19 protein-coding genes and 1 other RNA gene are annotated in these 22,179 nt (G+C 62.7%); 19 read left to right on the top strand and 1 reads right to left on the bottom strand.

What is annotated here, in order from left to right; all coding sequences use genetic code 11:
• The first annotated feature begins 2 nt into the window (after window positions 1–2).
• The 7 genes from SKZ59_RS25810 (at window position 3) to SKZ59_RS25780 (ending at window position 6,331) form a co-directional block, all read left to right on the top strand.
• A complete protein-coding gene (locus SKZ59_RS25810) occupies window positions 3–551 on the top strand; it encodes a chalcone isomerase family protein (RefSeq protein ID WP_319993366.1) in 549 nt (182 codons plus the stop codon).
• Window positions 548–1,828 carry an MFS transporter gene (locus SKZ59_RS25805; protein ID WP_319993365.1) on the top strand — a complete coding sequence of 427 codons (1,281 nt, stop codon included), beginning with the start codon at window positions 548–550 and terminating at the stop codon, window positions 1,826–1,828. Before SKZ59_RS25810 ends, SKZ59_RS25805 begins: the two co-directional genes overlap by 4 nt.
• A complete protein-coding gene (locus tag SKZ59_RS25800) occupies window positions 1,819–2,379 on the top strand; it encodes a DUF3833 domain-containing protein (protein WP_319993364.1) in 561 nt (186 codons plus the stop codon). Before SKZ59_RS25805 ends, SKZ59_RS25800 begins: the two co-directional genes overlap by 10 nt.
• Window positions 2,376–3,143, top strand: coding sequence for an SDR family NAD(P)-dependent oxidoreductase (locus SKZ59_RS25795; RefSeq protein ID WP_034748911.1), 768 nt, complete (start codon window positions 2,376–2,378; stop codon window positions 3,141–3,143). Before SKZ59_RS25800 ends, SKZ59_RS25795 begins: the two co-directional genes overlap by 4 nt.
• Window positions 3,140–3,598, top strand: coding sequence for a nuclear transport factor 2 family protein (locus SKZ59_RS25790; protein WP_139143507.1), 459 nt, complete (start codon window positions 3,140–3,142; stop codon window positions 3,596–3,598). Before SKZ59_RS25795 ends, SKZ59_RS25790 begins: the two co-directional genes overlap by 4 nt.
• 974 nt (window positions 3,599–4,572) lie before the next feature.
• Entirely contained in the window at window positions 4,573–5,637 is a 1,065-nt protein-coding gene (locus tag SKZ59_RS25785; protein ID WP_034748905.1) for a porin, read from the top strand.
• 151 nt (window positions 5,638–5,788) lie between these two features.
• The gene (locus SKZ59_RS25780) at window positions 5,789–6,331 is read left to right on the top strand and encodes a hypothetical protein (RefSeq protein ID WP_072456910.1); all 543 of its coding nucleotides are present in this window, start codon (window positions 5,789–5,791) and stop codon (window positions 6,329–6,331) included.
• A 73-nt stretch (window positions 6,332–6,404) separates the two neighbouring features.
• Here the strand turns inward: SKZ59_RS25780 and SKZ59_RS25775 are convergent, their stop codons facing one another.
• Complete coding sequence (locus SKZ59_RS25775) at window positions 6,405–8,108, bottom strand: thiamine pyrophosphate-binding protein (RefSeq protein ID WP_319993363.1); 1,704 nt, start codon at window positions 8,106–8,108, stop codon at window positions 6,405–6,407.
• 198 nt (window positions 8,109–8,306) lie between these two features.
• Between SKZ59_RS25775 and rnpB the strand changes: the two genes are divergently transcribed.
• The 12 genes from rnpB (at window position 8,307) to murC (ending at window position 22,179) form a co-directional block, all read left to right on the top strand.
• Window positions 8,307–8,646: RNase P RNA component class A (gene rnpB, locus SKZ59_RS25770), an RNA gene on the top strand.
• 661 nt (window positions 8,647–9,307) lie between these two features.
• Window positions 9,308–9,736 carry a division/cell wall cluster transcriptional repressor MraZ gene (mraZ, locus tag SKZ59_RS25765; RefSeq protein WP_034748899.1) on the top strand — a complete coding sequence of 143 codons (429 nt, stop codon included), beginning with the start codon at window positions 9,308–9,310 and terminating at the stop codon, window positions 9,734–9,736.
• Window positions 9,737–9,745: 9 nt separating this feature from the next.
• Entirely contained in the window at window positions 9,746–10,723 is a 978-nt protein-coding gene (gene rsmH / locus SKZ59_RS25760) for a 16S rRNA (cytosine(1402)-N(4))-methyltransferase RsmH (protein ID WP_070305671.1), read from the top strand.
• The gene (gene ftsL / locus SKZ59_RS25755) at window positions 10,720–10,989 is read left to right on the top strand and encodes a cell division protein FtsL (protein WP_034748894.1); all 270 of its coding nucleotides are present in this window, start codon (window positions 10,720–10,722) and stop codon (window positions 10,987–10,989) included. The genes rsmH and ftsL overlap by 4 nt, the downstream gene beginning before the upstream one ends.
• The gene (locus SKZ59_RS25750) at window positions 10,989–12,767 is read left to right on the top strand and encodes a peptidoglycan D,D-transpeptidase FtsI family protein (RefSeq protein ID WP_034748891.1); all 1,779 of its coding nucleotides are present in this window, start codon (window positions 10,989–10,991) and stop codon (window positions 12,765–12,767) included. Before ftsL ends, SKZ59_RS25750 begins: the two co-directional genes overlap by 1 nt.
• A gap of 8 nt (window positions 12,768–12,775) precedes the next feature.
• Window positions 12,776–14,287 (top strand): UDP-N-acetylmuramoyl-L-alanyl-D-glutamate--2,6-diaminopimelate ligase, encoded by a 1,512-nt coding sequence (locus SKZ59_RS25745; RefSeq protein ID WP_070305669.1) that lies wholly within the window; start codon window positions 12,776–12,778, stop codon window positions 14,285–14,287.
• Window positions 14,288–14,298: 11 nt separating this feature from the next.
• Complete coding sequence (locus SKZ59_RS25740) at window positions 14,299–15,729, top strand: UDP-N-acetylmuramoyl-tripeptide--D-alanyl-D-alanine ligase (protein ID WP_319993362.1); 1,431 nt, start codon at window positions 14,299–14,301, stop codon at window positions 15,727–15,729.
• A 2-nt stretch (window positions 15,730–15,731) separates the two neighbouring features.
• Complete coding sequence (gene mraY, locus SKZ59_RS25735) at window positions 15,732–16,907, top strand: phospho-N-acetylmuramoyl-pentapeptide-transferase (RefSeq protein ID WP_034748886.1); 1,176 nt, start codon at window positions 15,732–15,734, stop codon at window positions 16,905–16,907.
• Window positions 16,907–18,463 (top strand): UDP-N-acetylmuramoyl-L-alanine--D-glutamate ligase, encoded by a 1,557-nt coding sequence (murD, locus tag SKZ59_RS25730; protein ID WP_319993361.1) that lies wholly within the window; start codon window positions 16,907–16,909, stop codon window positions 18,461–18,463. Before mraY ends, murD begins: the two co-directional genes overlap by 1 nt.
• Entirely contained in the window at window positions 18,463–19,674 is a 1,212-nt protein-coding gene (gene ftsW, locus SKZ59_RS25725; protein WP_034748882.1) for a putative lipid II flippase FtsW, read from the top strand. The genes murD and ftsW overlap by 1 nt, the downstream gene beginning before the upstream one ends.
• A complete protein-coding gene (murG, locus tag SKZ59_RS25720) occupies window positions 19,671–20,765 on the top strand; it encodes an undecaprenyldiphospho-muramoylpentapeptide beta-N-acetylglucosaminyltransferase (protein WP_083293042.1) in 1,095 nt (364 codons plus the stop codon). Before ftsW ends, murG begins: the two co-directional genes overlap by 4 nt.
• A gap of 10 nt (window positions 20,766–20,775) precedes the next feature.
• Window positions 20,776–22,179: a UDP-N-acetylmuramate--L-alanine ligase gene (gene murC, locus SKZ59_RS25715; protein ID WP_058050719.1), complete on the top strand. Its 1,404-nt coding sequence runs from the start codon at window positions 20,776–20,778 to the stop codon at window positions 22,177–22,179.

Raw genomic sequence — 22,179 nt, 5'->3', positions numbered from 1 at the left:
CCATGCGCCGCCTGCTTGCCACTATTGTGCTGTCATTGACCGTGTTGGGTGCCGCGGCTGCGCCGCCGGCCTTTATCGCTGCCGACGTGCCCGAAGCCCGGCTGGCGGGCGAGGGCGAATACACGTGGTTCGGCATGCGTATTTATCGGGCGCAACTGTGGGTGGGCCCGCAAGGCTACCAGGGCGCGGCGTCCGAAACGGCGCCGTTTGTGCTGGAATTGCGCTATGCGCGTGCGCTCGACGGCAAGAAGATCGCCGAAGCCAGTCATGAACAGATGCAAAAGTTGGGCGTGGGCACGGAAGCGCAACGCCTGGCGTGGCTATCCACCATGCAGCGCATCTTCCCTGACGTTAAGGAAGACCAGCGCATCGCGGGCGTCTACCGGGCCGGCATCGCGCCCGGCGTACGCTTTTACCTCGACGGCAAGGTGCTGGCCGATGTGAGCGACGGCGACTTCGCGCGCGCATTCTTTGCCATCTGGCTGTCGCCGTCGACGACAGCGCCGAAGCTGCGTGCGGCCTTGCTGCAGAGTGCGGCCCCGCTGCCATGAATGCCGTGGGCAGCGCCTTGAGCTTGCCAGCCTTGTTCAGTTATGGCATGTTCGGCTTGCCGCTGGCCATGCTGGCGCTGCCCATCTATATATATGTCGCGCCGTTTTATGCGCAGCGCAGCAGCCTGGATTTGGCGCAGATCGGCGCCGTGCTGCTGGCGGCCCGCATCGCCGCCGCCTTCATCGATCCGGCCTTGGGTGCCTGGATGGCGCGTGGCGGGCGCAGCTATGCCGTATATGTCGGCGCCTCCTTGCCCTTGCTGCTGCTGGGCTTTGGCGCCCTGTTCCATCCACCGGCCATGCGGGAAACGGCCACCCTGGCCTGGTTCCTGGCTGCCTTGCTGCTCGTCTACACCGCCTATGGCCTGGCCGGCATCGCGCACCAGAGCTGGGGTGCGGCCCTGAGCCAGCTGCGCGCGCAGCGGGCGCGGGTGACGGCCGTGCGCGAAGGCTGCGGCTTGTTCGGTGTGATCCTGGCGGCGGGGCTCACTTCCTTGTTCGGCTATGACGGCTTGTCGCTGGCCTTTGCTGTCTGCCTGCTGGCGGCGGGCGCGCTGCTGCTGGCGCGTGCACCGCGCCCCGCCTTGCGCAGTGCCGCAGAAGCGGTTTCCGGCAATGGCTGGAAGCTGCCGTTTCGCCAGCGCGCGTTTCGCTGGCTGTTTGCCGTTTTGCTCGTCAATGGCGTGGCGGCCGCCATCCCCGCCACTCTGTTCCTGTTCTTTGCCACCGACTACTTGCGCCTCGGCCATTACGCCGGACCGTTTTTGATCGTCTACTTTTGCGCGGCGGCAGCCTCGATGCCCGCGTGGGTAGCCCTGGCGCGGCGCTTTGGCGAGGCGCGCGCCTGGGGCGGCGCCATGCTGCTGGCAGCTTGCGTGTTTGTCTGGGCGTATGGCCTGGGCGCGGGCGCCGCCTGGGGTTTTGCCACGATCTGCCTGCTGTCGGGCCTGGCGCTGGGCGCCGACCTGGCCTTGCCTCCGGCCCTGTTGGCAGGACTGATCGGCGCGGCTGGCCATGCCGGGCGGCACGAAGCCGCGTATTTCGGCTGGTGGAACTGGGGCGTACAGATGAGCCTGGCGCTGGCGGCCGGCATCGCCTTGCCCCTGCTGGCCTGGCTCGGCTATGTGCCTGGCAACAGCGGCGGCGGCTTGCCGGCCCTGTCCGCCGCCTATGCCTTGCTGCCCTGCGCCCTGAAACTGCTGGCCGCGCTGCTGCTGTGGCGCGCGCCTCTACAACATATATATAGTGAAACCGGGGAGTATCGACCATGTATCTGATGAAATGTTGCCGGCGCGGCATGACGGCAGCCGCCTTGCTGCTGGCGCTGGCCGCCTGTTCCACGCCGCCCACGCCTGCCACCTACGCGCAGGAAACACCCAAGCTGGACTTGCAGCAGTACTTCAACGGCACGCTGGACGCCCACGGCATCTTCCAGGACCGCGCCGGCAAGGTGGTCAAGCGCTTCACCGTCGTGATGCGGGCCAGCTGGACGGGCGAGATTGGCACCCTGGACGAGGATTTCACGTATTCCGACGGCAGCAAACAACGGCGCGTGTGGACCTTGCGCAAGACGGCGCCCGGGCGCTTCATCGGCACGGCGCCCGACGTGATCGGGGAAGCCGTCGGCGAAGTGGCCGGCAATGCGCTGCGCTGGCAATACGTGCTGGCGCTGCCCGTCGATGGCACGGTCTACCACGTCGACTTCGAGGACTGGATGTTCCTGATGGATGACAAGGTCATGCTGAACCGCGCCGCCATGAGCAAGTTCGGTTTCAGCCTGGGCGCCGTCACCTTGTCGTTCAGCAAGCGTCCGCAGGCGGTCCCATGAACCGCAAGATCACCAGCTGGGCCGGCAAGCATGTGTGGATCATCGGCGCTTCCAGCGGCATCGGCGCCGCGTGCGCGACCTTGCTGCTGGAGCAGGGCGCGAGCGTAGCCTTGTCGGCACGTCACCGCGCCAGCCTCGAGCGACTGTGCGAGGGGCAGCCGCTGGCGCAGGCATTGCCGCTCGATATCACGCAGCACGCGCAGCTGCGGGCCGTCTGCGCGCAATTGCAGCAGCAATGGACGCATATCGACCTGATACTGGTGGTCGCTGGCGGCTATCAGGCCATGCGCGCCGATAGCTTCGACCTTGAGGCGGCCCAGGGCTTGCTGGCGCTGAATGTGGGCGGCGTCTTCAATTGCCTGGACCAGGCCTTGCCGTGGCTATTGCGCCAAGGCAGTGGCGGCATCGGCATCGTCGCCTCGGTGGCCGGTTATGGCGGTTTGCCGAAAGCCCTCGCGTACGGCGCCAGCAAGGCGGCGCTGATTAACCTGACAGAGTCGCTGTATCTGGACCTGCATGCACGCGGGATTGATGTGTATCAAATCAACCCCGGTTTTGTCGCCACGCCTTTGACGGCGGACAACGATTTCACGATGCCAGCTCTGATGACGGCGCAGGACGCGGCCGCCGCCATGCTCGACGGCATCGAGCGGGGCCAGTTCCACATCCACTTTCCCAAACGCTTTACTAATACCATGCGCCTGGCGCGGCTGTTGCCGTACCGCGCCTATTTCTGGCTGATCCGCAAGGTGACGGGCGTATGAGCACAAGTATGCTGGACACGACGGAAGGCGTGGAAGCGGCGCTGGCGCGCCTGGTGGGGTTTTACGAGCACCTGAGCCTGGAAAGCCTGGCCCAGCTGGGCGCCGTGTATGCGCCAGGCGCCCAGTTCAAGGACCCGTTCAACGAGGTGGTGGGGCATGCCGCCATCCTGGCCATCTTCGAGCACATGTTCGTGCAAGTCGATGCGCCCCGGTTTGTCGTGCTGGAAAGCGTGGGGCAGGGGCAGCAAGCATTCCTGACGTGGGAGTTTCGCTTCCGCATGAAACGACTGGTATCTGGCGAACAGTGCATTCGTGGCGCAACCCATGTGCGTTTCGATACGCAGGGACGGGTGGTCGTGCATCGAGATTATTGGGATGCGGCGGAAGAATTGTATGAAAAACTGCCGTTGCTGGGCGGTTTCATGCGCATGCTGCGGCGGGCAAGCCAGCGCTAAGGTGGTTTCTTGATGCTTTTAAGCAAAAAATGCAAAAAAGAAAAAGTAAATTGTGCGGAATGGGTCAGGCGAAAACTTGATTTCGGTCAAAGTGTCGTTTTTTAGACACAAATATATCAAAATATTGAGAAGGCAACATTGTAAGAAATTGTTTCAAGTGATGCGCAATTTGCAAGCAAGAGTCGTCCTCATCCGTTCCAATCGGATAACTGAAGCGTAGTCCGGAAAACACGGAAAACATTTCTATGTGAGCAATTTAAATTACCGGAAAGTCAGTAATTCCGTTGCTACTTTGCCTATTTTTCTGACGCGCGCGCCGACGTCGAAAATGGCGCCTACGCCCCTGAATAATGCGGCAACGCACCAAAAACGGGCGCTTTATTTCCCATTTTTGTGCGTTCGGCAGCAAACATTGGCGATGCCGTGTATGCTTCGTCCCGTTTATCCATTATCGCCTGACAAATTGCGCGCTTTGTCGCGTAAATCTTGGAGGGCAAATGACGGGTAAAGCATGTTGACGTTTTAATCACTCGCCTGATACTGTTGCACTAATACAACGGGTGTCGACAAGGCATGCGCTATGATGGAATGGTCAATCAGGCCAATGCATTGGTTGGCAAGGGGCACTGGCTCTGTCGCGTAGTACGGTTGGCGATGGTCGGGATGCCTGAAAAAGCCCTCGGCCTGGTACCGGAAGTAACATGTTGGAACTTGATGGAATGTGAAACGGTCGTTATAGTGCCGCTTCCGGTGCCGTTTGAGCACCGAACCGGCGCACGAATGACGGTCGTTATGCAGCCTTCAAGCTTATCGGTGCAATAGCGTGCCGATACCGATATGAATGTTCCCCTGACCGGAACAGCAATGTGGCAGGTGGAGACCTTGCCCTCACTCATAAAAAGCGCTCTGCTAGAGCGCAGCTCGAGATGCATAGGCTGTATTACTTTTTGCTTCAAAAATTAAAGGAAATCGCAATGAAAAAAACTCTGATCACCCTGGCAGTTCTGGCAGCAGCCACTGGCGTAGCCCAAGCTCAATCGAGCGTTGTCATCTACGGTACCGTTGACGCTGGTTTCGTCAGCGAGCGCGGCGGTGTTAACGGCAACGTTAACAAACTGGACAGCGGCATTGCTTCGGCTTCCCGTATCGGCTTCAAAGGCACCGAAGATCTGGGCAGCGGCCTGTCGGCACTGTTCGTTCTGGAATCGGGCTTCGGCGTTGACAACGGTCAACAAGACGTTGCTGGTACCTTGTTCAATCGTCAAGCTTACGTTGGTCTGAGCAGCAAAACGACCGGTACCTTGACCCTGGGTCGTCAATACACCCCTTGGTACAACACCCTGTCGAAAGTTGCTGATCCATTCGCAGCTGGCTACGCTGGTTCCGCTAAAAACTTGTTCCCAGCGAACACCCGCACCAGCAACACCGTGCTGTACACCTCGCCAAACTTCAACGGCTTTGACGCTGACGTGGCTTACACCTTCGGCGAAAACGCTGAGTCGAACAAAATCGGCCGCAAAATCGGCGCGTCGGCTGGCTACTCGAACGGTCCTCTGAACGCTCGTATCGCTTACAACAACACCAGCAACGACACCGCGCTGACCGAAACCGGTAGCGGCCGTAACTGGTTGGCTGCAGCTAACTACGACTTCGCAGTTGCTAAAGCTTACGTCGCATACGGCGTGAACAAAGGCCAAAACAGCGCCATCCGCAACAACGGCAACGTTAACGCGTTTGACTACACTTCGGCTGGCTTCAGCACCGACAGCACCACCGCCCTGATCGGCGCAACGGTACCAGTTGGTCCAGCAGGCACCGTGATGGCTTCGATCATCCACGTGAACGACAAAAACAGCGCAAACGCCGATGCTAACCAGTTCTCGCTGGGCTACTCGTACGCTCTGTCGAAGCGCACCAGCACCTACGCTTCGTACGCTAAAATCTCGAACAAAAACAACGCTGGCTACACCGTTGGTAACAACAGCAATGTTGGTACGGGCGACAAAGCCTTCAACGTTGGCGTTCGTCACTCGTTCTAATATTCGCGCAAGCGAAGCTTAGTTCCGCTGCCAGCATCCCTTCGGGGATGCTGATAAGCAAGGAAACGCGTCTCCAGGCTAGTCCTGGCGGCGCGTTTTTGCATTGGCGGCGCCAGTTATAATGGCGCCGTTACTCAAGTAAAGGAATGCCATGTATTCATACCCATCGCCGCGCCTGGCTGCCATGCTGGCCGCGCTGCTGCTGGCTGGCGCCACGGGCGCCGCTGTCGCTGCCGTCAAGGGCAAGAAGCCGGCCGGACTGGAGCGCTACGGCGTGGCCGTCTACTCCGACCTGTGCCTGCAAAAGGATAGCGGCGAAATCGGCGGCCAGCGCGTCACCTTGCACCGCTTTGCCGAGGCCGATTCCGTCATCTATGAATTCACGGCCGGCGCGCTGAGCTGGCCCATCGTGGCCAACGACGTCAACCTGGACGCCGCCACGGGCGTTTTCGACTTCACCATCGCCGGCGCCGACAGCGAAGAGCGCACCATCGTCGGCAAGTTTTCCAAGGATGGCCAGACCCTGACCCTGGAAGGCGATTACTGCGGCGGCAACGTGCGCATGCCGATGAAACTGAGCCGCGTGCGCGATTTCGGCCGTCCCCTGAAAAACTGCACGCCATGCCCGCCGATGCCGCAAGCGCCGGCCGAGCCAGTGCCTGCCGAGGAAAGCGCGACTGTGCCCGCAGCCTGAGCGATTGCCGCTGTCAAAAAGAAAAAGGCCCGGTATCGACCGGGCCTTTGTTATTTGCAGCGTTGCAAGGAGCTTATTTGGCCGCCTGCGCCTTTTCCGCCGTGGCGCGGATGGTGGCCAGGGTCGCGTTCGGCGTGATCAGGTTGCCGTCGTAGCGCAGCTCGATCAGGGCCGGCAAGTTGTGCGCCTTGGCGTGCGCCAGCGCCCGTTGCAGGGCCGGGGCGAACTCTTCCGTCGTATTCACCACTTCGCCATGCGCGCCGTACGCTTGCGCCAGTGCCGCGAAATCTGGGTTGTGCAGGGTCGTGCCCGATACCCGGCCCGGGTAGTCGCGCTCCTGGTGCATGCGGATGGTGCCGAACATCTGGTTATTGAAGACGATGATGACCACGCCCGCCTGGTATTGCACGGCCGTGGCCAGTTCCTGGCCATTCATCATGTATTCGCCATCGCCGGCAAACGTGATCACGGTGCGCTCGGGATGGACGATCTTGGCCGCCACGCCGGACGGCACGCCGTAGCCCATGGCGCCATTCGTCGGCGCCAGCTGCGTGCGCAGGCCGCCGTAGCGATAAAAACGGTGCGCCCACGAGGCGTAATTGCCGGCGCCGTTCGTCAGGATCGTGTCGGCCGGCACTTGCGCCATGATCTCTTGCGTGACTTGCCACAGGTTCAGCGGCGCCTGGCCATCCTGGAAGATGGGCGGCTGCTCCTGGTAGGCGGCCAGCTCGGCCTTCGCTTCGGCTGGTGTATGCTGCCAGGCAGACGCATCGACGGGCGCCATGGCGGCCAGCATGGCGCACACTTGCGGCATGCCGCTGTTGATCATCAGCTCGGCCTGGTAGACGCTGCCCAGTTCCTCGGCATCCGTATGGATGTGCACGAGGCGCTGGCGCGGCACGGGCGAATCGAACAGGGTGTAGCCGCCCGTCGTCATCTCGCCCAGGCGCGGGCCGATGGCGATGACCAGGTCGGCATTTTTCACGCGCGCGGCCAGTTTCGGGTTGATGCCGATGCCGACGTCGCCGATGTAGTTCGGGTGCGCATTGTCGAGCAAGTCCTGGAAGCGGAAGGCGCAGGCGACGGGCAAGTGGTTGCTTTCCGCGAACTGCTGCAGGTCGGCGCACGCTTGCGGCGTCCAGGTGGCACCGCCCAGCAAGACCAGCGGCTGCTTCGCGGTGGCCAGCATGCCGCGCAGTTGCTGCAATTGGGCGCCGGACGGCGCCGCCTGCACCGGCTGGTAGGCGCGCGTGTCGGCCACCGTGGCCAGCGAGATCAGCATGTCTTCCGGCAGGGCCAGCACGACGGGGCCGGGGCGCCCGCTGGTGGCCACCTGGAAGGCGCGCGCCAGGTATTCGGGGATGCGTTCGGCGCGGTCGATCTGCGCCACCCACTTGGCCATCTGGCCATACATGCGGCGGTAGTCGATTTCCTGGAACGCTTCGCGGTCGACGAAATCGTTGCCCACCTGGCCGATGAACAGGATCATCGGCGTGGAATCCTGGTAAGCCGTGTGCACGCCGATCGAGGCATTGGTGGCGCCCGGTCCGCGCGTGACGAAGCAGATGCCCGGCTTGCCCGTCAGCTTGCCGTAGGCTTCGGCCATGAAGGCGGCGCCGCCTTCCTGGCGGTTGATGATGAAGCGGATGCCCGAGTCGTGCAGGGCGTCGAGCACGTCCAGGTAGCTTTCGCCAGGCACGCCAAAAGCGGTGTCGACACCGTGGATCTGCAGGGCATCGACCAGGATCTGGCCGCCGGTACGGGATTGTTGCGTCATGTTCGGCTCTTTATATTCTAGTGGGTGGCAAAGAAATGGGGCAAGCGGTACGCATGCGCCTGCATGCAAGCAGCTTGCCTCATTCTATGTGAGCCGATTTGGCCCGGCTTTTGAAATGGCGACACCGAATTACACAATCCCCCGGCCGGTGCGGCGCGCTTTTGCAGAAACATGCTGCGGCGCGGTACAATGGCGGGTGAAGCAGGCCAGACAGTCGCTGGCCGGCGCAGCAATGCGCTGGCGGGAGGAAGGTCCGGACTCCATAGAGCGGGGTGACGGTTAACGGCCGTCCGCTGAAAGCCGCAAGGTATAAGGCGAGGAATAGGGCCACAGAGACGAGCGTATTAAGTTACGGTGAAACGCGGTAACCTCCACCTGGTGCAATTTCAAATAGGCACGCGATGATGCTGCTCGCGGAGCGTGCGGGTAGAAAGCTTGAGCGCCCGAGTAATCTGGCGCCTAGAGGAATGACTGTCATAGCGCCGACCTGCAAGGGAAGGCGCCGTAACAAAATCCGGCCTATCGGCCTGCTTCACTTGAATTCCTGCTCCCTGGTCTGCCAGGGAGCATCTCGGACGCAGCAGCTTTGCCTGCTGCGCGCCAACCAAAAGCCCCCGCAACGGGGCTTTTTTTGTTTCTAAAAATAGTGCGGCGAAGATAAAGTTGTATATACAACTAAAGTGAACAATTGGTTAAAGTTTCTTGGTTCTAATTAATTGCTGCATTGCAAAAATAGTTTTCCCGCGTCAGGCCAGCCCCTGAAAACAGGGCCGGTACGCGCCGTGGACGATTATTTTTTGCTTTAAACCAAGTCTTTCACTGCGCTGGATTGCTGTTGTGCCTGGATAAGGAAATTATTGTCATGTGTCAACTAACTGTAAAAAATTCAATTATTTGATTTCGTTTTTTTCGATGTTTACGGTAGGAAAACACATGTGTGCAGATGAGGTAGCACATTCACTATCTTTCATAAGTATCTAATTTATCGATATATTTTTATTTGAGACTCCTTCAACGATATGCGCTAAGTCCTTAATTTCATTAATAAAATTCCTGTTTTGCCAATCGGAAACCGCTTGACCACTATCTTTGCTTCCTCTAAAGTGGGCAACTGTGTGAAAAAGTGTGTTTTTGTGGGAAATTTTCCCTTTTTATCGTGATGCGCAAGCATCGCAACCCAAGCTCAAAAAAGGTCTTCCGTGTTTCAAGGCGCGTCCGCAATCAATCTCGATGCCAAAGGCAGGATGTCTATCCCTGCCAAGCACCGTGACGCGCTGGCGATTCAATGCGAAGGCCGTTTGACACTGACCAAACACCCCGATGGCTGCCTGCTGTTTTTCCCCCGTCCCGTGTGGGAAAGCCACCGCCAGCAAATCGCCGCCTGGCCCATGTCGGCGCGCGCCTGGCAGCGCATCTTCCTCGGCAACGCCGTCGATGTCGAGCTGGACTCGGCCGGCCGCGTGCTGATCTCGCCCGAATTGCGCAACGCCGTCGGGCTGGCGCGCGAAGTGATGATGATCGGCATGGGCAGCCACTTTGAAATATGGGATGCCGCCAAATTGGCCGACAAAGAACAGCAGGCGATCGATGCCGGCACCCCCGATGTACTTTCCAATTTTTCTTTCTAAGGCTCCGTAATGACACAACTCACGGTGCCGGAATTTCAGCATCGCACGGTGCTGCTCGATGAAGCGGTCGATGCCCTCGACCTGACGGGCGACCGCGCGCACGGCGTTTACGTCGATGGCACGTTTGGCCGCGGCGGCCATAGCCGCTTGATTTTGTCGCGCCTGGCCGATGACGCGCGCCTGATCGGCTTCGACAAGGATTTGCAAGCGATTGCCACGGCCGAACAGATCGCCGACCCCCGTTTCCAGATCGTCCATGACAGCTTTGCCACCATGACGGCCAGCCTGGCCGAACGCGGCGTGCGGCAGGTGGACGGCATTTTGCTCGACCTGGGCATCTCGTCGCCGCAGGTCGACGACGCGGCGCGCGGTTTCAGCTTCCGCAACGACGGACCGCTGGACATGCGCATGGATACCACGCGCGGCATCTCCGCGGCCGAATGGCTGGCGGTGGAAACCGAGCAGAATTTAGAGAAAGTGATACGCGATTATGGGGAAGAACGGTTTGCTTTTCAGATTGCAAAGGCGATTGTTGCTGGCCGGGCAGTCCAGCCAATTTCAAGCACACGACAGCTTGCCGGCATCGTGGCAGGCGCCGTCAAGACCCGCGAGAAGGGTAAGGACCCCGCTACCCGCACCTTTCAGGCCATACGCATTTTCATTAACAAAGAGCTCGAGGATCTCGAGATCGGCCTGAACCAGGCGTATGCCTGCCTGGCGCCCGGCGCGCGCATGGCCGTGATCAGCTTTCACTCGCTGGAAGACCGCATGGTCAAGCGCTTCTTCGCCTCGAAGGCGAACGTGGAGCAGCCTGACCGCCGCCTGCCGATCCGCGCGGTCGACTTGCCGCAGCCGGAAATGAAGCTGATTTCGAAGATGAAGCCGTCCGACGCCGAGATCGAGGGCAATCCGCGCTCGCGTTCGGCCGTGATGCGCGTGGCGCAGCGTTTGCCGCTGGCCGCCCCTGCAAATGGCGGCGCCCGATGACTGGCAAGCTGTGTGTCGTGCTGTCGGCCCTGCTGGTGTGCTGCGGCCTGTCGCTGGTGAACGCGCAGTATCAGTCGCGCCACCTGCTGATCGACCTGGAACGCGCGCAAGCGCTGTCGCGCCAGCTCGACATCGACTGGGCGCAACTGCAGCTGGACCAGTCTACTTTAGGCAAGCATGAACGCATCGAATCGATCGCGCGGCGCGACCTGAGCATGACGCCGCTGACGGCGGCGCGTACGCAATACCTGACGGAGGGCGAATAATGAAGTTGGGCGGTAATAGCAACGGCCGGGTGGCGGCATCGAAAGGCGTGCCATTCTCGAAGAACCCCGTACTGGCGGTGCGTCTGCCCGTCTGGCGTTCGCGCGTCGTGTTGTTCCTGCTGTTCTTCGCTTTCGCCGGCCTGGGCGCGCGCGCGCTGTGGCTGCAGGGCGTGTCGACGCAGTTCCTGCAAAAGCAGGGCAAGGCGCGCTATGAGCGCACGCTGGAATTGCCGGCCACGCGCGGCAAGATCACCGACCGCAATGGCCAGGTGCTCGCTTCGTCCGTGCCCGTGAAAGCCATCTGGGCCATTCCCGACGACGTGCTGCAGGCATCGCCCGAAAAAATCAATGCGCTGGCCGGCCTGCTGGAAATGAACGTCAACGAATTGCGCAAGAAGCTCGATTCGGACCGCAGCTTCGTTTACCTGAAACGCCAGGTCGAGATGGACGTGGCCGACAAGATCTCCAAGCTGGGCATCGACGGCATCGACGAGCGCAAGGAATACAAGCGCTTCTATCCGCAGGGCGAAGTGATGACCCACGTGGTCGGCTTTACCAACGTGGAAGACGTGGGCCAGGAAAGCATGGAACTGGCGCAGCAAAAAACCCTCGTCGGCACCACCGGCAGCCGCCGCGTGATCAAGGACCGCCTGGGCCACATCGTCGAAGACATCGGCTTCATCCACGAACCGCATGACGGCAAGGACCTGACCCTGTCCGTCGACAGCAAGATCCAGTACATCGCCTTCACGCAGCTGAAGGAAGCGGTGGAGAAATTCAATGCCAAGGCCGGCGGCGCCGTGGTGCTCGACGTGCACACGGGAGAAGTGCTGGCCCTGGCCAATTATCCGAGCTACGACCCGAACGACCGCCGCAAGCTCACGGGCCAGCAGCTGCGCAACCGCGTCATGACCGATACCTTCGAACCCGGTTCGACCCTGAAGCCGATCACGGTCTCGCTGGCGCTCGACACGGGCCGGGTCAAGCCGGGCACCCTGATCGACACGGGCCCGGGCCGCTACACCATCGCCGACCGCACGATCACCGACACCAAGCCGCACGGCGTGATCAATGTCTCGGAAATCATCGAGATGTCGTCGAACATCGGTACCTCGAAAATCGCGCTGGGCATGCCGTCGCAGGAAATGTGGGAAATGTTTACCAAGGTGGGCTTCGGCCAGCAGCCGAAATGGGGCTTCCCCGGTGCCGTGGCCGGCCGTGTGCGTCCATACAAATCGTGGCGCCCGGTGGAACAGGCCACCATGAGCTACGGTAACGGCATTTCCGTCTCGCTGATCCAACTGGCGCGCTCTTACATGATGTTCGCGCGCGATGGCGACACCATTCCCCTGTCGTTCCAGAAGGTCAATGAACTGCCCGTGGGCCAGCAGGTGATCAAGCCGAAGACGGCCGCCGAAATGCGCGCCATGCTCGAACTCGTCGTCTCCGGCGCGCACGGCTCGGCCAAGCGCGCCCAGGTCGCCGGCTACAGAGTCGGCGGCAAGACGGGTACCGCCTATAAAGTGGAAAACGGCCGCTATGCGATGCCGCGCAAATACATCGGCTCTTTCGTGGGCATGGTGCCGATGTCGGCGCCGCGCTTCATCATTGCCGTGATGATCGATGAACCGACCGGCCCAGCCCACTATGGCGGCCAGGTTGCCGCTCCCGCTTTCGCGGCGATTGCGACCAACGCGCTGCGCGCGATGAACGTACCGCCCGATTCCTCCGTTACCGAAATCGTGGTCCCGGCCAATGCCGGCCCGGAGGCCATGTGAAGTCACTCATGACCATACAAGACATCAGTTTGTGGATCAAAACGGCTGCCCCGTCCGGGCAGCTGACGTCCGATTCGCGCCGCGTGCAGCGCGGCGACGTGTTTTTCGCCTATGCGGGCGCCACCGATTTCATCGCCGCCGCCATCGAGCAGGGCGCCGCCGCCATCGTGCATGACGCCGTGGAATGGAACGCCGCATGGAGCCAAGTGCCGCACCTGCTGGTCAGCGACCTGAAACGCCTGGCCGGCCCCGTGGCGCATGCTTTTTACGGCATGCCCGACAGCGCCATGTTCAGCGCCGGCGTGACGGGCACGAATGGCAAGACCTCGTGCGCGCTGTGGCTGGCGCAAGCGCTGGCGCGCCTGGGTGAAACATCGTCCGTCATCGGGACGTTGGGCGTCGGCCTGTGCAAGCCGCGCGGCGCCATCGAATTCGACGTCACCGGCTACACGACGCCGGACGCCGTGCTGCTGGCGCGCAAACTGGCCGCGATGCGCGACGCCGGCGCCAAGGCCGTTGCCATCGAAGTGTCGTCGATCGGCCTGGACCAGGACCGCGCGGCCGGCATGCATTTCGACGTGGCCATGTTTACCAATCTGACGCGCGACCACCTCGACTACCATGGCGACATGGCGGCTTACGAGGCGGCCAAAGTCAAACTGTTCGACTGGCCCGGCCTGAAAACGGCCGTCATCAACCTGGACGACCCCATGGGCCTGCGCCTGGTGCGCCACGTGGATGGCAAGCTGTCCGGCGAATATCCCGTCATCGGCTACACCTTGCAGGATGCGGCAGCCTTGCCCGACTTGCCGGGTGTGCTGATGCTGCGCGCCAGCCAGTTCCGCAGCCGCAATGCAGGCACCGACTTCCATCTGGAATGCGCGCTCGGTGTGGCGCTGGTCAAGACGCAGCTGGTGGGCCACTTCAATATCAGCAACGCGCTGGCCGTGCTGGGCGCCTTGCTAGCGCACGGCACCGGCCTGCGCGCGGCCATCGACGGCATCGAATCGCTGCAGCCGGCCCCGGGTCGCATGCAGCAGGTGGGCGGCCAGGAAGCGCCGATGGTCGTCATCGATTACGCGCATACGCCGGACGCGCTGGAAAAAACCCTGGCTGCCTTGCGCCAGGTGGCGCAGGAGCGTGGCGGCCAGCTGTGGTGCGTGTTCGGCTGCGGCGGCGACCGCGATCCGGGCAAGCGTCCGCAGATGGGCGCCATCGCGCAGCTGGCCGATCACGTGCTGGTCACCAGCGACAATCCGCGCAGTGAAGATCCGCACGCGATCATCGCGCAGATCGTCGCCGGCATGCGCGCAGACGGCCCGCAGCCGCAAGCCATCGAAGACCGCGCCGCCGCGATCCTGTCTGCCATCAAGCACGCGGCCAAGCCGGACGTGATCCTGTTGGCGGGCAAGGGCCATGAGCCGTACCAGGAAATCAAGGGCAAGAAACTGCCGTTCTCCGACGCCGACCATGCGCAGCTGGCCCTGTCCGCGCGCCTGACGATGATGAGGACGAACTGATGGATCGCCTCATGCATGCAAGCCTGGCGGAACTGATGCCATCGCTGCAAGGCGCGCAGCTGACGGGCGACGCCGTTTTTGACGGCGTGTCCACCGACAGCCGCAGCGCCCCGGCCGGCTCGCTGTTCGTCGCCCTGCGCGGCGAGAGTTTCGACGCCCACGACTTCCTCGACCAGGTGGCCGCGCGCGGCGTCGCCGCCGTGGTGGTCGAGCGCCTGCCTGATGGCTGGGACAGCGGCAAGGTGCCGGCCATCGTGGTGGCCGATACCCTGGTCGCGCTGGGCCGCATCGCCAACCATTGGCGCCGCCGCTTCGATGTACCTGTCATCGGCGTCACCGGCAGCAATGGCAAGACCACCGTCAAGGAGATGATTTCGTCCATCCTGGCGGCGGCCTTCGGCGAAGAGGGGCGGCTGGCCACGCGCGGCAACCTGAATAACGAGATCGGCGTGCCACTGACCCTGTTCCGCCTGAGCGAGCAGCACAAGGCGGCCGTCATCGAGATGGGCATGAACCATCCGGGAGAAATTGCCCGCCTGGCCGCAATTGCCGCGCCGACCCTGGCGATGGTCAACAACGCGCAGCGCGAACATCAGGAATTCATGCATACGGTGGAAGCCGTGGCGCGCGAGAATGGCGCCGCGCTGGCGGCCCTGGCAGACGACGGCGTGGCCGTCTTCCCGCATGGCGACGAATTCACGCCCGTGTGGCGCGAGCTGGCCGGCGCGCGTGCCGTCATCACCTTCGGCCTGTCGAAAGACGCCGACGTCAGCTGCACGCACCGCGCTGCCGAGGATTTTGGCAGCGACCTGTTCGTCAGCGTGCGCGCGCAGGACGGCAGTCTGCGCCAGTTCTTTGTCGGCTTGCAGGCGGCCGGTGAACACAATGTGCGCAATGCGCTGGCGGCCGTGGCATGCGCCGTCGGCGCCGGCATCGCCATCGAACATATCAAGCAGGGCCTGGAGGCGTTTTCTCCCGTGAATGGCCGTCTGCAGAAAAAACGTGCCGCCAATGGCGCCACCATCATCGACGACACGTATAACGCCAATCCGGATTCGGCGCGCGCGGCCATCGATGTGCTGGCGCAGGCCGCGGCACCGCGCATCCTGGTGCTGGGCGAGATGGGCGAAGTCGGCACGCAGGGGCAGCAGTTCCACGAAGAGATCGGCGCCTACGCCGCCGCCAAAGGCATCGAACACGTGCTGGCGACGGGCGGCCTGGCGCGCCATCTGGTCAATCCGGCGCAAGCTGCCGCGAGCCAGGAATCGGGCACGGTCGTGGAGTATTTCGAACAGTTCGACGGTTTGCTGGCGGCGCTCGATGCGCATTTGTCCGGCCGTTCGGATGCAACAGTATTAATCAAGGGCTCCCGTTTCATGAAGATGGAACGGGCCGTGCAGCATTTGATTGGTTCAAACAACAATAACAAGGAAGCTCACTAATCATGCTGCTCTGGCTCGCTCATTATTTCCAGGACGACATTGGCCCACTGCGGGTCTTTAACTTCATCACGTTCCGCGCCGTCTTCGCCACCTTGACGGCGATTTTGATCGGCCTGTGCGCCGGTCCCGCCGTGATCCGCATGCTCACGCGCATGAAGGTCGGCCAGGCCGTGCGTACGGACGGCCCGCAAACGCATCTGAAAAAACACGGCACGCCCACCATGGGCGGTGTGCTGATCCTCATCGCCATCGGCATTTCCACCCTGCTGTGGGCCGACCTGTCGAACCGCTTCATCTGGCCGGTCTTGATTGTCACCCTGGGTTTTGGCGCCGTCGGCTGGGCCGACGACTACCGCAAGGTGGTGCACCAGGACCCGGAAGGCATGCGCTCGCGCGAAAAATACTTCTGGCAGTCGCTGATCGGCATCGTCGCCGCGTTTTACCTGGCGTTTTCCGTCTCCGTGTCGGAACCCGACGCGGGCCACGTGTGGAATCTGATCTACGCCTGGGTGCAGTCGGGCTTCGCCATGGACCTGCCGCCGAAGGCCGACCTGATCGTTCCGTTCTTCAAGACCATCAGCTATCCGCTGGGCGTGTGGGGCTTCATCGCGCTGACCTATTGCGTCATCGTCGGCACCAGCAACGCCGTCAATTTCACGGACGGTCTCGATGGCCTGGCCATCATGCCAACCGTGATGGTGGGCACGGCCCTGGGCCTGTTCGCTTACCTGACGGGTAACGCCACGTATGCGCGCTACCTGTTCATCCCGCACATCCCGGGCGCCGGCGAACTGGTGATCTTCTGCGGCGCGCTGGCCGGTTCCGGCCTGGCTTTCCTCTGGTATAACACGCACCCCGCGAAAGTGTTCATGGGCGACGTGGGCGCGCTGGCACTGGGCGGCGCACTGGGCACCATTGCCGTCATCGTGCGCCAGGAAATCGTCCTGTTCATCATGGGCGGCATCTTCGTCGTCGAAACGCTGTCCGTGATCATCCAGGTCGTCTGGTTCAAGTACACGAAGAAGCGCTATGGCGCCGGCCGCCGCGTCTTCCTGATGGCGCCATTGCATCACCATTTTGAACAAAAAGGCTGGAAGGAGACGCAGGTTGTCGTGCGTTTCTGGATCATCACCATGATGCTGGTGCTGCTCGGCCTGACTACCTTGAAGCTGCGCTGATGATGTACGACGCTAAAACCGCACTGGTACTGGGCCTCGGCGAATCGGGGCTGGCCATGGCCCTGTGGCTGGCCCGCAGCGGTGCGCTAGTCCGCGTGGCCGACACGCGCCAGGCGCCCGAGCGCCTGGCCGTGTTGCAGGCCGCCGTGCCGCAGGCGCAGTTCATCGCCGGCGCCTTCACGGCCGACCTGCTCGATGGCGTCGATTTCGTCGTCGTCAGCCCTGGCCTGGCGCCGGGCCGCGAACTGGCGCACATCGCCCCGGCCGCGCAGGAAAAAAATATCCCCGTGTGGGGCGAGATCGAACTGTTCGCGCAGGCGCTGGCCGCGCTCAAGGCGGAACGCGGCTATGCGCCGAAAGTCATCGCCATCACGGGCACGAATGGCAAGACGACCGTCACCAGCCTGGTAGGCCTGCTGTGCGAACGCGCGGGCCTGGCCACGCGCGTAGCCGGCAATATCAGTCCGGCCGCGCTCGACGTGCTGCGTGAAGTGCTTGATGCCGAGCCTGCGCCGCAGCCTGTGGCTGAAGGAGAAGAAGCGGCGGAACCCGTCGCCAGCAGCTTGCCGCAAGCGTGGATACTGGAATTGTCCAGCTTCCAGCTGCACACGACGTTCAGCCTGCAGGCCGATGCGGCCACGGTCTTGAACCTGTCGCAGGACCACCTGGACTGGCATGGCGACATGGCCGCCTACGCAGCCGATAAGGCGCGCATCTTCGGCGAGCAGACCGTGCGCATATTGAACCGCGACGATGCGGCCGTCATGCACATGGCCGATCCGCTGGCCGAGACGATCACCTTCGGCACGGGCGAACCGGTGGACGTGGACAGCTTTGGCCTCGTCAATGAACGCGGCATCTTCTGGCTGGCGCAAGCCGTGCCCAGCGAAGAAGTGATCGAGAAAAAGCGCAAGAAGAACGATCCGGCACCGGAACCGGTGCCGACGATGGCGAAAAAACTGATGCCGGCCGACGCGCTGAAAATCCGCGGCCAGCACAATGCGTCGAACGCGCTGGCGGCGCTGGCCCTGTGCCGCGCCATCGGCTTGCCATTCGCGCCGCTGCTGCACGGCTTGCGCGAATACCAGGGCGAGCCGCACCGCGTGGAGCTGATCACGGCCGTCAATGAAGTCGAATACTACGACGACAGCAAGGGCACGAACGTGGGCGCGACGGTGGCGGCCCTGTTCGGCCTGGGCAAGGCGTTTGGCGGCGCGGAACAGCGTCTGGTGCTGATCGCCGGCGGCGACGGCAAGGGACAGGATTTCTCGCCGCTGGCCGAACCCGTTTCGCGTTATGTGCGCGCCGTGGTGCTGATCGGGCGCGATGCGCCTGCGCTGCGCGCGGCCCTCGAGCCGGCCGGCGTGGACATCGTCGACTGCGCCACCTTGCCGGAAGCCGTCAAGCGCGCCAGCAGCCTGGCGCTGGCCGGCGATGCCGTGCTGCTGTCGCCCGCGTGCGCCAGCCTGGACATGTTCAAGAACTATGCGCACCGCGCGCAGGTGTTTGTCGACGCCGTGCGCGACATCGCCCTGGAAAACGGACAGGATATCTGATGGCCTTCCAACTGCCCTTCAGCTTTGGTTCCGGCTCGGCTGCCAAGCCGCTGGATAGCCGCGCGCGGCAGTCGAAGATGATGGACTACGACAAGCCGCTGGTGTGGGTGGTCCTGCTGCTCATGTTGCTGGGCATGGTGATGGTGTATTCGGCGTCGATCTCGCTGTCGGACGCGCGCAAGTTTGCCGCCTATACGAACAATTACTTTGTCGTGCGCCAGGCGCTGTTCATCGGTATTTCGATCATCGTTGGCGCGCTGGTGTTCCGCATCCCCGTCGCCACCTGGCAAAAGATCGCACCGTGGCTGTTCATCGGCACCCTGGTGCTGCTGGTGATGGTGCTGATACCGGGCCTGGGCGTGTCGGTCAACGGCGGTCGCCGCTGGCTGAACCTGCCGGGCCTGCGGCCGCAGCCGTCCGAGCTGATGAAGGTGGTGATGGTGCTGTATGCGGCCGACTACACGGTGCGCAAGCAGGAATACATGCACAAGCTGACCAAGGGCTTCATGCCGATGGCGCTGGCCGTGAGCTTCGTCGGCCTGCTGCTGCTGATGGAGCCCGATCTGGGCGCTTTCGGCGTGATCGTCTGCATCGCCATGGGCATTCTGTTTTTGGGCGGCGTCAACGCCATCTGGTTCGGCGGCATCGGCGCCATGCTGACGGCGATCTTCGTCACCATCATCGCCTTGTCGAAATTCCGCCGCGAGCGGTTTTTTGCGTATCTCGATCCGTGGCAGGAAGACAATGCGCTGAACAAGGCGTACCAGCTGACGCACTCCTTGATCGCCTTCGGGCGCGGCGAACTGTTTGGCGTGGGCCTGGGCGGCAGCGTGGAAAAACTGCATTACCTGCCCGAAGCGCATACGGACTTCTTGCTGGCCGTGATCGGCGAGGAACTGGGCCTGGTTGGCGTGCTGATCGTGATTGGCATGTTCTACTGGATTATCAAGCGCGCGTTCGACATCGGCCGCCAGGCGATCGCCATCGACCAGACCTTTGCGGGCCTGACGGCGAAGGGCATCGCCATCTGGATCGGCGTGCAGACCTTCATCAACATGGGCGTGAACCTGGGCCTGCTGCCGACCAAGGGCCTGACCTTGCCCCTGATGAGTTATGGCGGCACGGGCGTACTGATTAACTGTATCGGCCTGGCGATTTTGCTGCGCATCGATTACGAAAACCGGATCCTCATGCGCGGAGGCCGGTTATGAACAACGTGACAAATTTGAAAACGACGAAAAGACTGATGATCATGGCGGCCGGCACCGGCGGCCATATCTTCCCGGGCCTGGCGATTGCGCAGACGATGCGCGCGCGCGGCTGGGAAGTGAGCTGGCTGGGCACGACCCACGGCATGGAGCAGGACCTGGTGCCGAAGAGCGGCATTCCCATGGACGCCATTGCGTTCTCGGGCATGCGCGGCAAGGGCCTGGCGCACACGGTCAAGGGCGGCTTCAAGATGCTGGCCAGCTTCTTTGCCATCCGCCGCTTCATCGCGCGCCGCAAGCCGGACGTGGTGATGGGCATGGGCGGCTACGTCACCGTGCCGGGCGGCCTGATGGCGCGCCTCAAGGGCGTGCCGCTGGTGCTGGTCAATGCCGACGCGGCGCTGCTGCTGTCGAACAAGACCCTGGTGCCGCTGGCGCAGCAAGTGTGCTTTGGTTTCCCTGCCGATTTCGGCAGCGCCGCCGGCAAGGCCGTCGTCACGGGCAATCCCGTGCGCGCCGAGATCCTCGCGATGGCGCCGCCGGCGCTTCGCTTCGCGGGCCGCAGCGGACCGCTGCGCATCCTCGTGGTGGGCGGCAGCCTGGGCGCGAAAGCGCTGAACGACAATCTGCCCGCCGCGCTGGCGCTGATGCCGGAGGGCGAACGCCCGCTGGTGACGCACCAGTCGGGCAAGAAGAATATCGACGCCCTCCATGCCGCGTATGCGCAGGCGGGCGTGCAAGCCAATGTGGTCGACTTCATCGACGACATGGCCAAGGCGTATACCGAAGCCGACCTGGTGATTTGCCGCGCAGGCGCCATCACCCTGTCGGAATTGACGGCGGCCGGCGTGGCCAGCGTGCTCGTGCCGCTGGTGGCCTCGACCACCAGCCACCAGCGCGACAACGCGCAATGGATGGCGAAACAAGGCGCGGCGATTCATCTGCCGCAGACGGAAATGAGTGCGGCGTCGCTGAGCACATTGCTGGCGTCCTTGACGCGCGATACCTGCCAGCACATGGCGCAAGCGGCACTGGCAGCAGGCAAGCGCGACGCCAATGAGGCGATCGCACACGTATTGGAAAAACTGGCATGAGGTTAGCTCTGTGAAGCATAAAGTAAACAATATCCACTTTGTCGGCATTGGCGGCAGCGGCATGAGCGGCATCGCCGAAGTGCTGGTCAACCTCGGCTACAAGGTGTCGGGCTCCGACCTGGGCAGCAATGCGGCGACGCAGCGCCTGGCGAGCCTGGGCGCGACCGTCATGCTCGGCCACGCGGCCGAGAACATCGGCGACGCCGATGCGGTGGTGACGTCGGGCGCCGTCCCGCAAGACAATCCGGAAGTGGCGGCCGCGCGCGCGCGCAAGATCCCGCTGGTGCCGCGCGCCGTGATGCTGGGCGAGTTGATGCGTTTGAAACGCGGCATTGCGATTGCCGGCACCCACGGCAAGACGACGACGACCAGCCTGGTCGCTTCTGTGCTGGCGCAGGGCGGTCTCGACCCGACTTTCGTCATCGGCGGCCGTTTGACCAGCGCCGGCGCGAACGCCAAGCTGGGCTCGGGCGACTATCTCGTGGCCGAAGCCGATGAATCGGACGCCTCGTTCTTGAACCTGACGCCGATGATCGAAGTGATCACGAATATCGACGCCGATCACATGGACACCTACGAGCACGATTTCGAAAAGCTCAAGCAGGCCTTCGTGCAGTTCACGCACCGCTTGCCTTTCTATGGCCGCGCCATGCTGTGCATCGACGATCCGCACGTGCGCGCCATCATCCCGTTCGTCACCAAGCCCGTCACCACCTATGGTTTCGCGGAAGACGCGCAAGTGCGCGCCATCAACGCGCGCGCCGTGGGCCTGGAAATGCATTTCACCGTGCTGCAGGAAGGCTATCCGGATCTGGATGTGGTGCTGAACCAGCCCGGCATGCACAATGTGCAGAATGCCTGCTCGGCGATCGCCATCGCGCGCGAAATCGGCATCGCCGACAGCGCCACGCAGCAGGGCCTGGCCGAGTTTTCCGGCGTGGGCCGCCGCTTCACGCGCTATGGCGACGTGGCGCTGCCGAACGGCGGCAGCTTCGCGCTGGTCGACGATTTCGGCCACCATCCGGTGGAAACGGAAGTGACCCTGGCCGCCGCGCGCGCCGCCTATCCTGGCCGCCGCCTCGTGCTGGCGTTCCAGCCGCACCGCTACAGCCGCACGCGCGACCTGTTCGAGGATTTCGTCAAGGTGCTGGGCGCGCCCGACGTGCTGCTCTTGTCCGAAGTGTATGCGGCGGGCGAAGCGCCCATCGTCGCCGCCGACGGCCGCGCCCTGGCGCATGCGCTGCGCGCGCGCGGCAAGATCGAACCGATTTTCGTCGAGTCCATGAAGGACATGGCCGATACCATCATGAGCGTGGCGCGCGACGGCGACGTCGTGCTGACCATGGGCGCGGGCTCCATCAGCGGCATCCCGCAACAACTGACTACGTATCCATCCAACACTGTAAAGGCCTGA

This window comes from Janthinobacterium sp. GMG2, assembly GCF_033949445.1.
Lineage (GTDB): Bacteria > Pseudomonadota > Gammaproteobacteria > Burkholderiales > Burkholderiaceae_D > Janthinobacterium > Janthinobacterium aestuarii.
This window is presented reverse-complemented; position numbering and strand designations above follow the sequence as displayed.

Coding starts and splice junctions, on each gene's coding strand:
- SKZ59_RS25810 (WP_319993366.1), top strand. CDS start 3: ATGCGCCGCCTGCTTGCCACTATTGTGCTGTCATTGACCGTGTTGGGT.
- SKZ59_RS25805 (WP_319993365.1), top strand. CDS start 548: ATGAATGCCGTGGGCAGCGCCTTGAGCTTGCCAGCCTTGTTCAGTTAT.
- SKZ59_RS25800 (WP_319993364.1), top strand. CDS start 1,819: ATGTATCTGATGAAATGTTGCCGGCGCGGCATGACGGCAGCCGCCTTG.
- SKZ59_RS25795 (WP_034748911.1), top strand. CDS start 2,376: ATGAACCGCAAGATCACCAGCTGGGCCGGCAAGCATGTGTGGATCATC.
- SKZ59_RS25790 (WP_139143507.1), top strand. CDS start 3,140: ATGAGCACAAGTATGCTGGACACGACGGAAGGCGTGGAAGCGGCGCTG.
- SKZ59_RS25785 (WP_034748905.1), top strand. CDS start 4,573: ATGAAAAAAACTCTGATCACCCTGGCAGTTCTGGCAGCAGCCACTGGC.
- SKZ59_RS25780 (WP_072456910.1), top strand. CDS start 5,789: ATGTATTCATACCCATCGCCGCGCCTGGCTGCCATGCTGGCCGCGCTG.
- SKZ59_RS25775 (WP_319993363.1), bottom strand. CDS start 8,108: ATGACGCAACAATCCCGTACCGGCGGCCAGATCCTGGTCGATGCCCTG.
- rsmH (WP_070305671.1), top strand. CDS start 9,746: ATGACACAACTCACGGTGCCGGAATTTCAGCATCGCACGGTGCTGCTC.
- ftsL (WP_034748894.1), top strand. CDS start 10,720: ATGACTGGCAAGCTGTGTGTCGTGCTGTCGGCCCTGCTGGTGTGCTGC.
- SKZ59_RS25750 (WP_034748891.1), top strand. CDS start 10,989: ATGAAGTTGGGCGGTAATAGCAACGGCCGGGTGGCGGCATCGAAAGGC.
- SKZ59_RS25745 (WP_070305669.1), top strand. CDS start 12,776: ATGACCATACAAGACATCAGTTTGTGGATCAAAACGGCTGCCCCGTCC.
- SKZ59_RS25740 (WP_319993362.1), top strand. CDS start 14,299: ATGCATGCAAGCCTGGCGGAACTGATGCCATCGCTGCAAGGCGCGCAG.
- mraY (WP_034748886.1), top strand. CDS start 15,732: ATGCTGCTCTGGCTCGCTCATTATTTCCAGGACGACATTGGCCCACTG.
- murD (WP_319993361.1), top strand. CDS start 16,907: ATGATGTACGACGCTAAAACCGCACTGGTACTGGGCCTCGGCGAATCG.
- ftsW (WP_034748882.1), top strand. CDS start 18,463: ATGGCCTTCCAACTGCCCTTCAGCTTTGGTTCCGGCTCGGCTGCCAAG.
- murG (WP_083293042.1), top strand. CDS start 19,671: ATGAACAACGTGACAAATTTGAAAACGACGAAAAGACTGATGATCATG.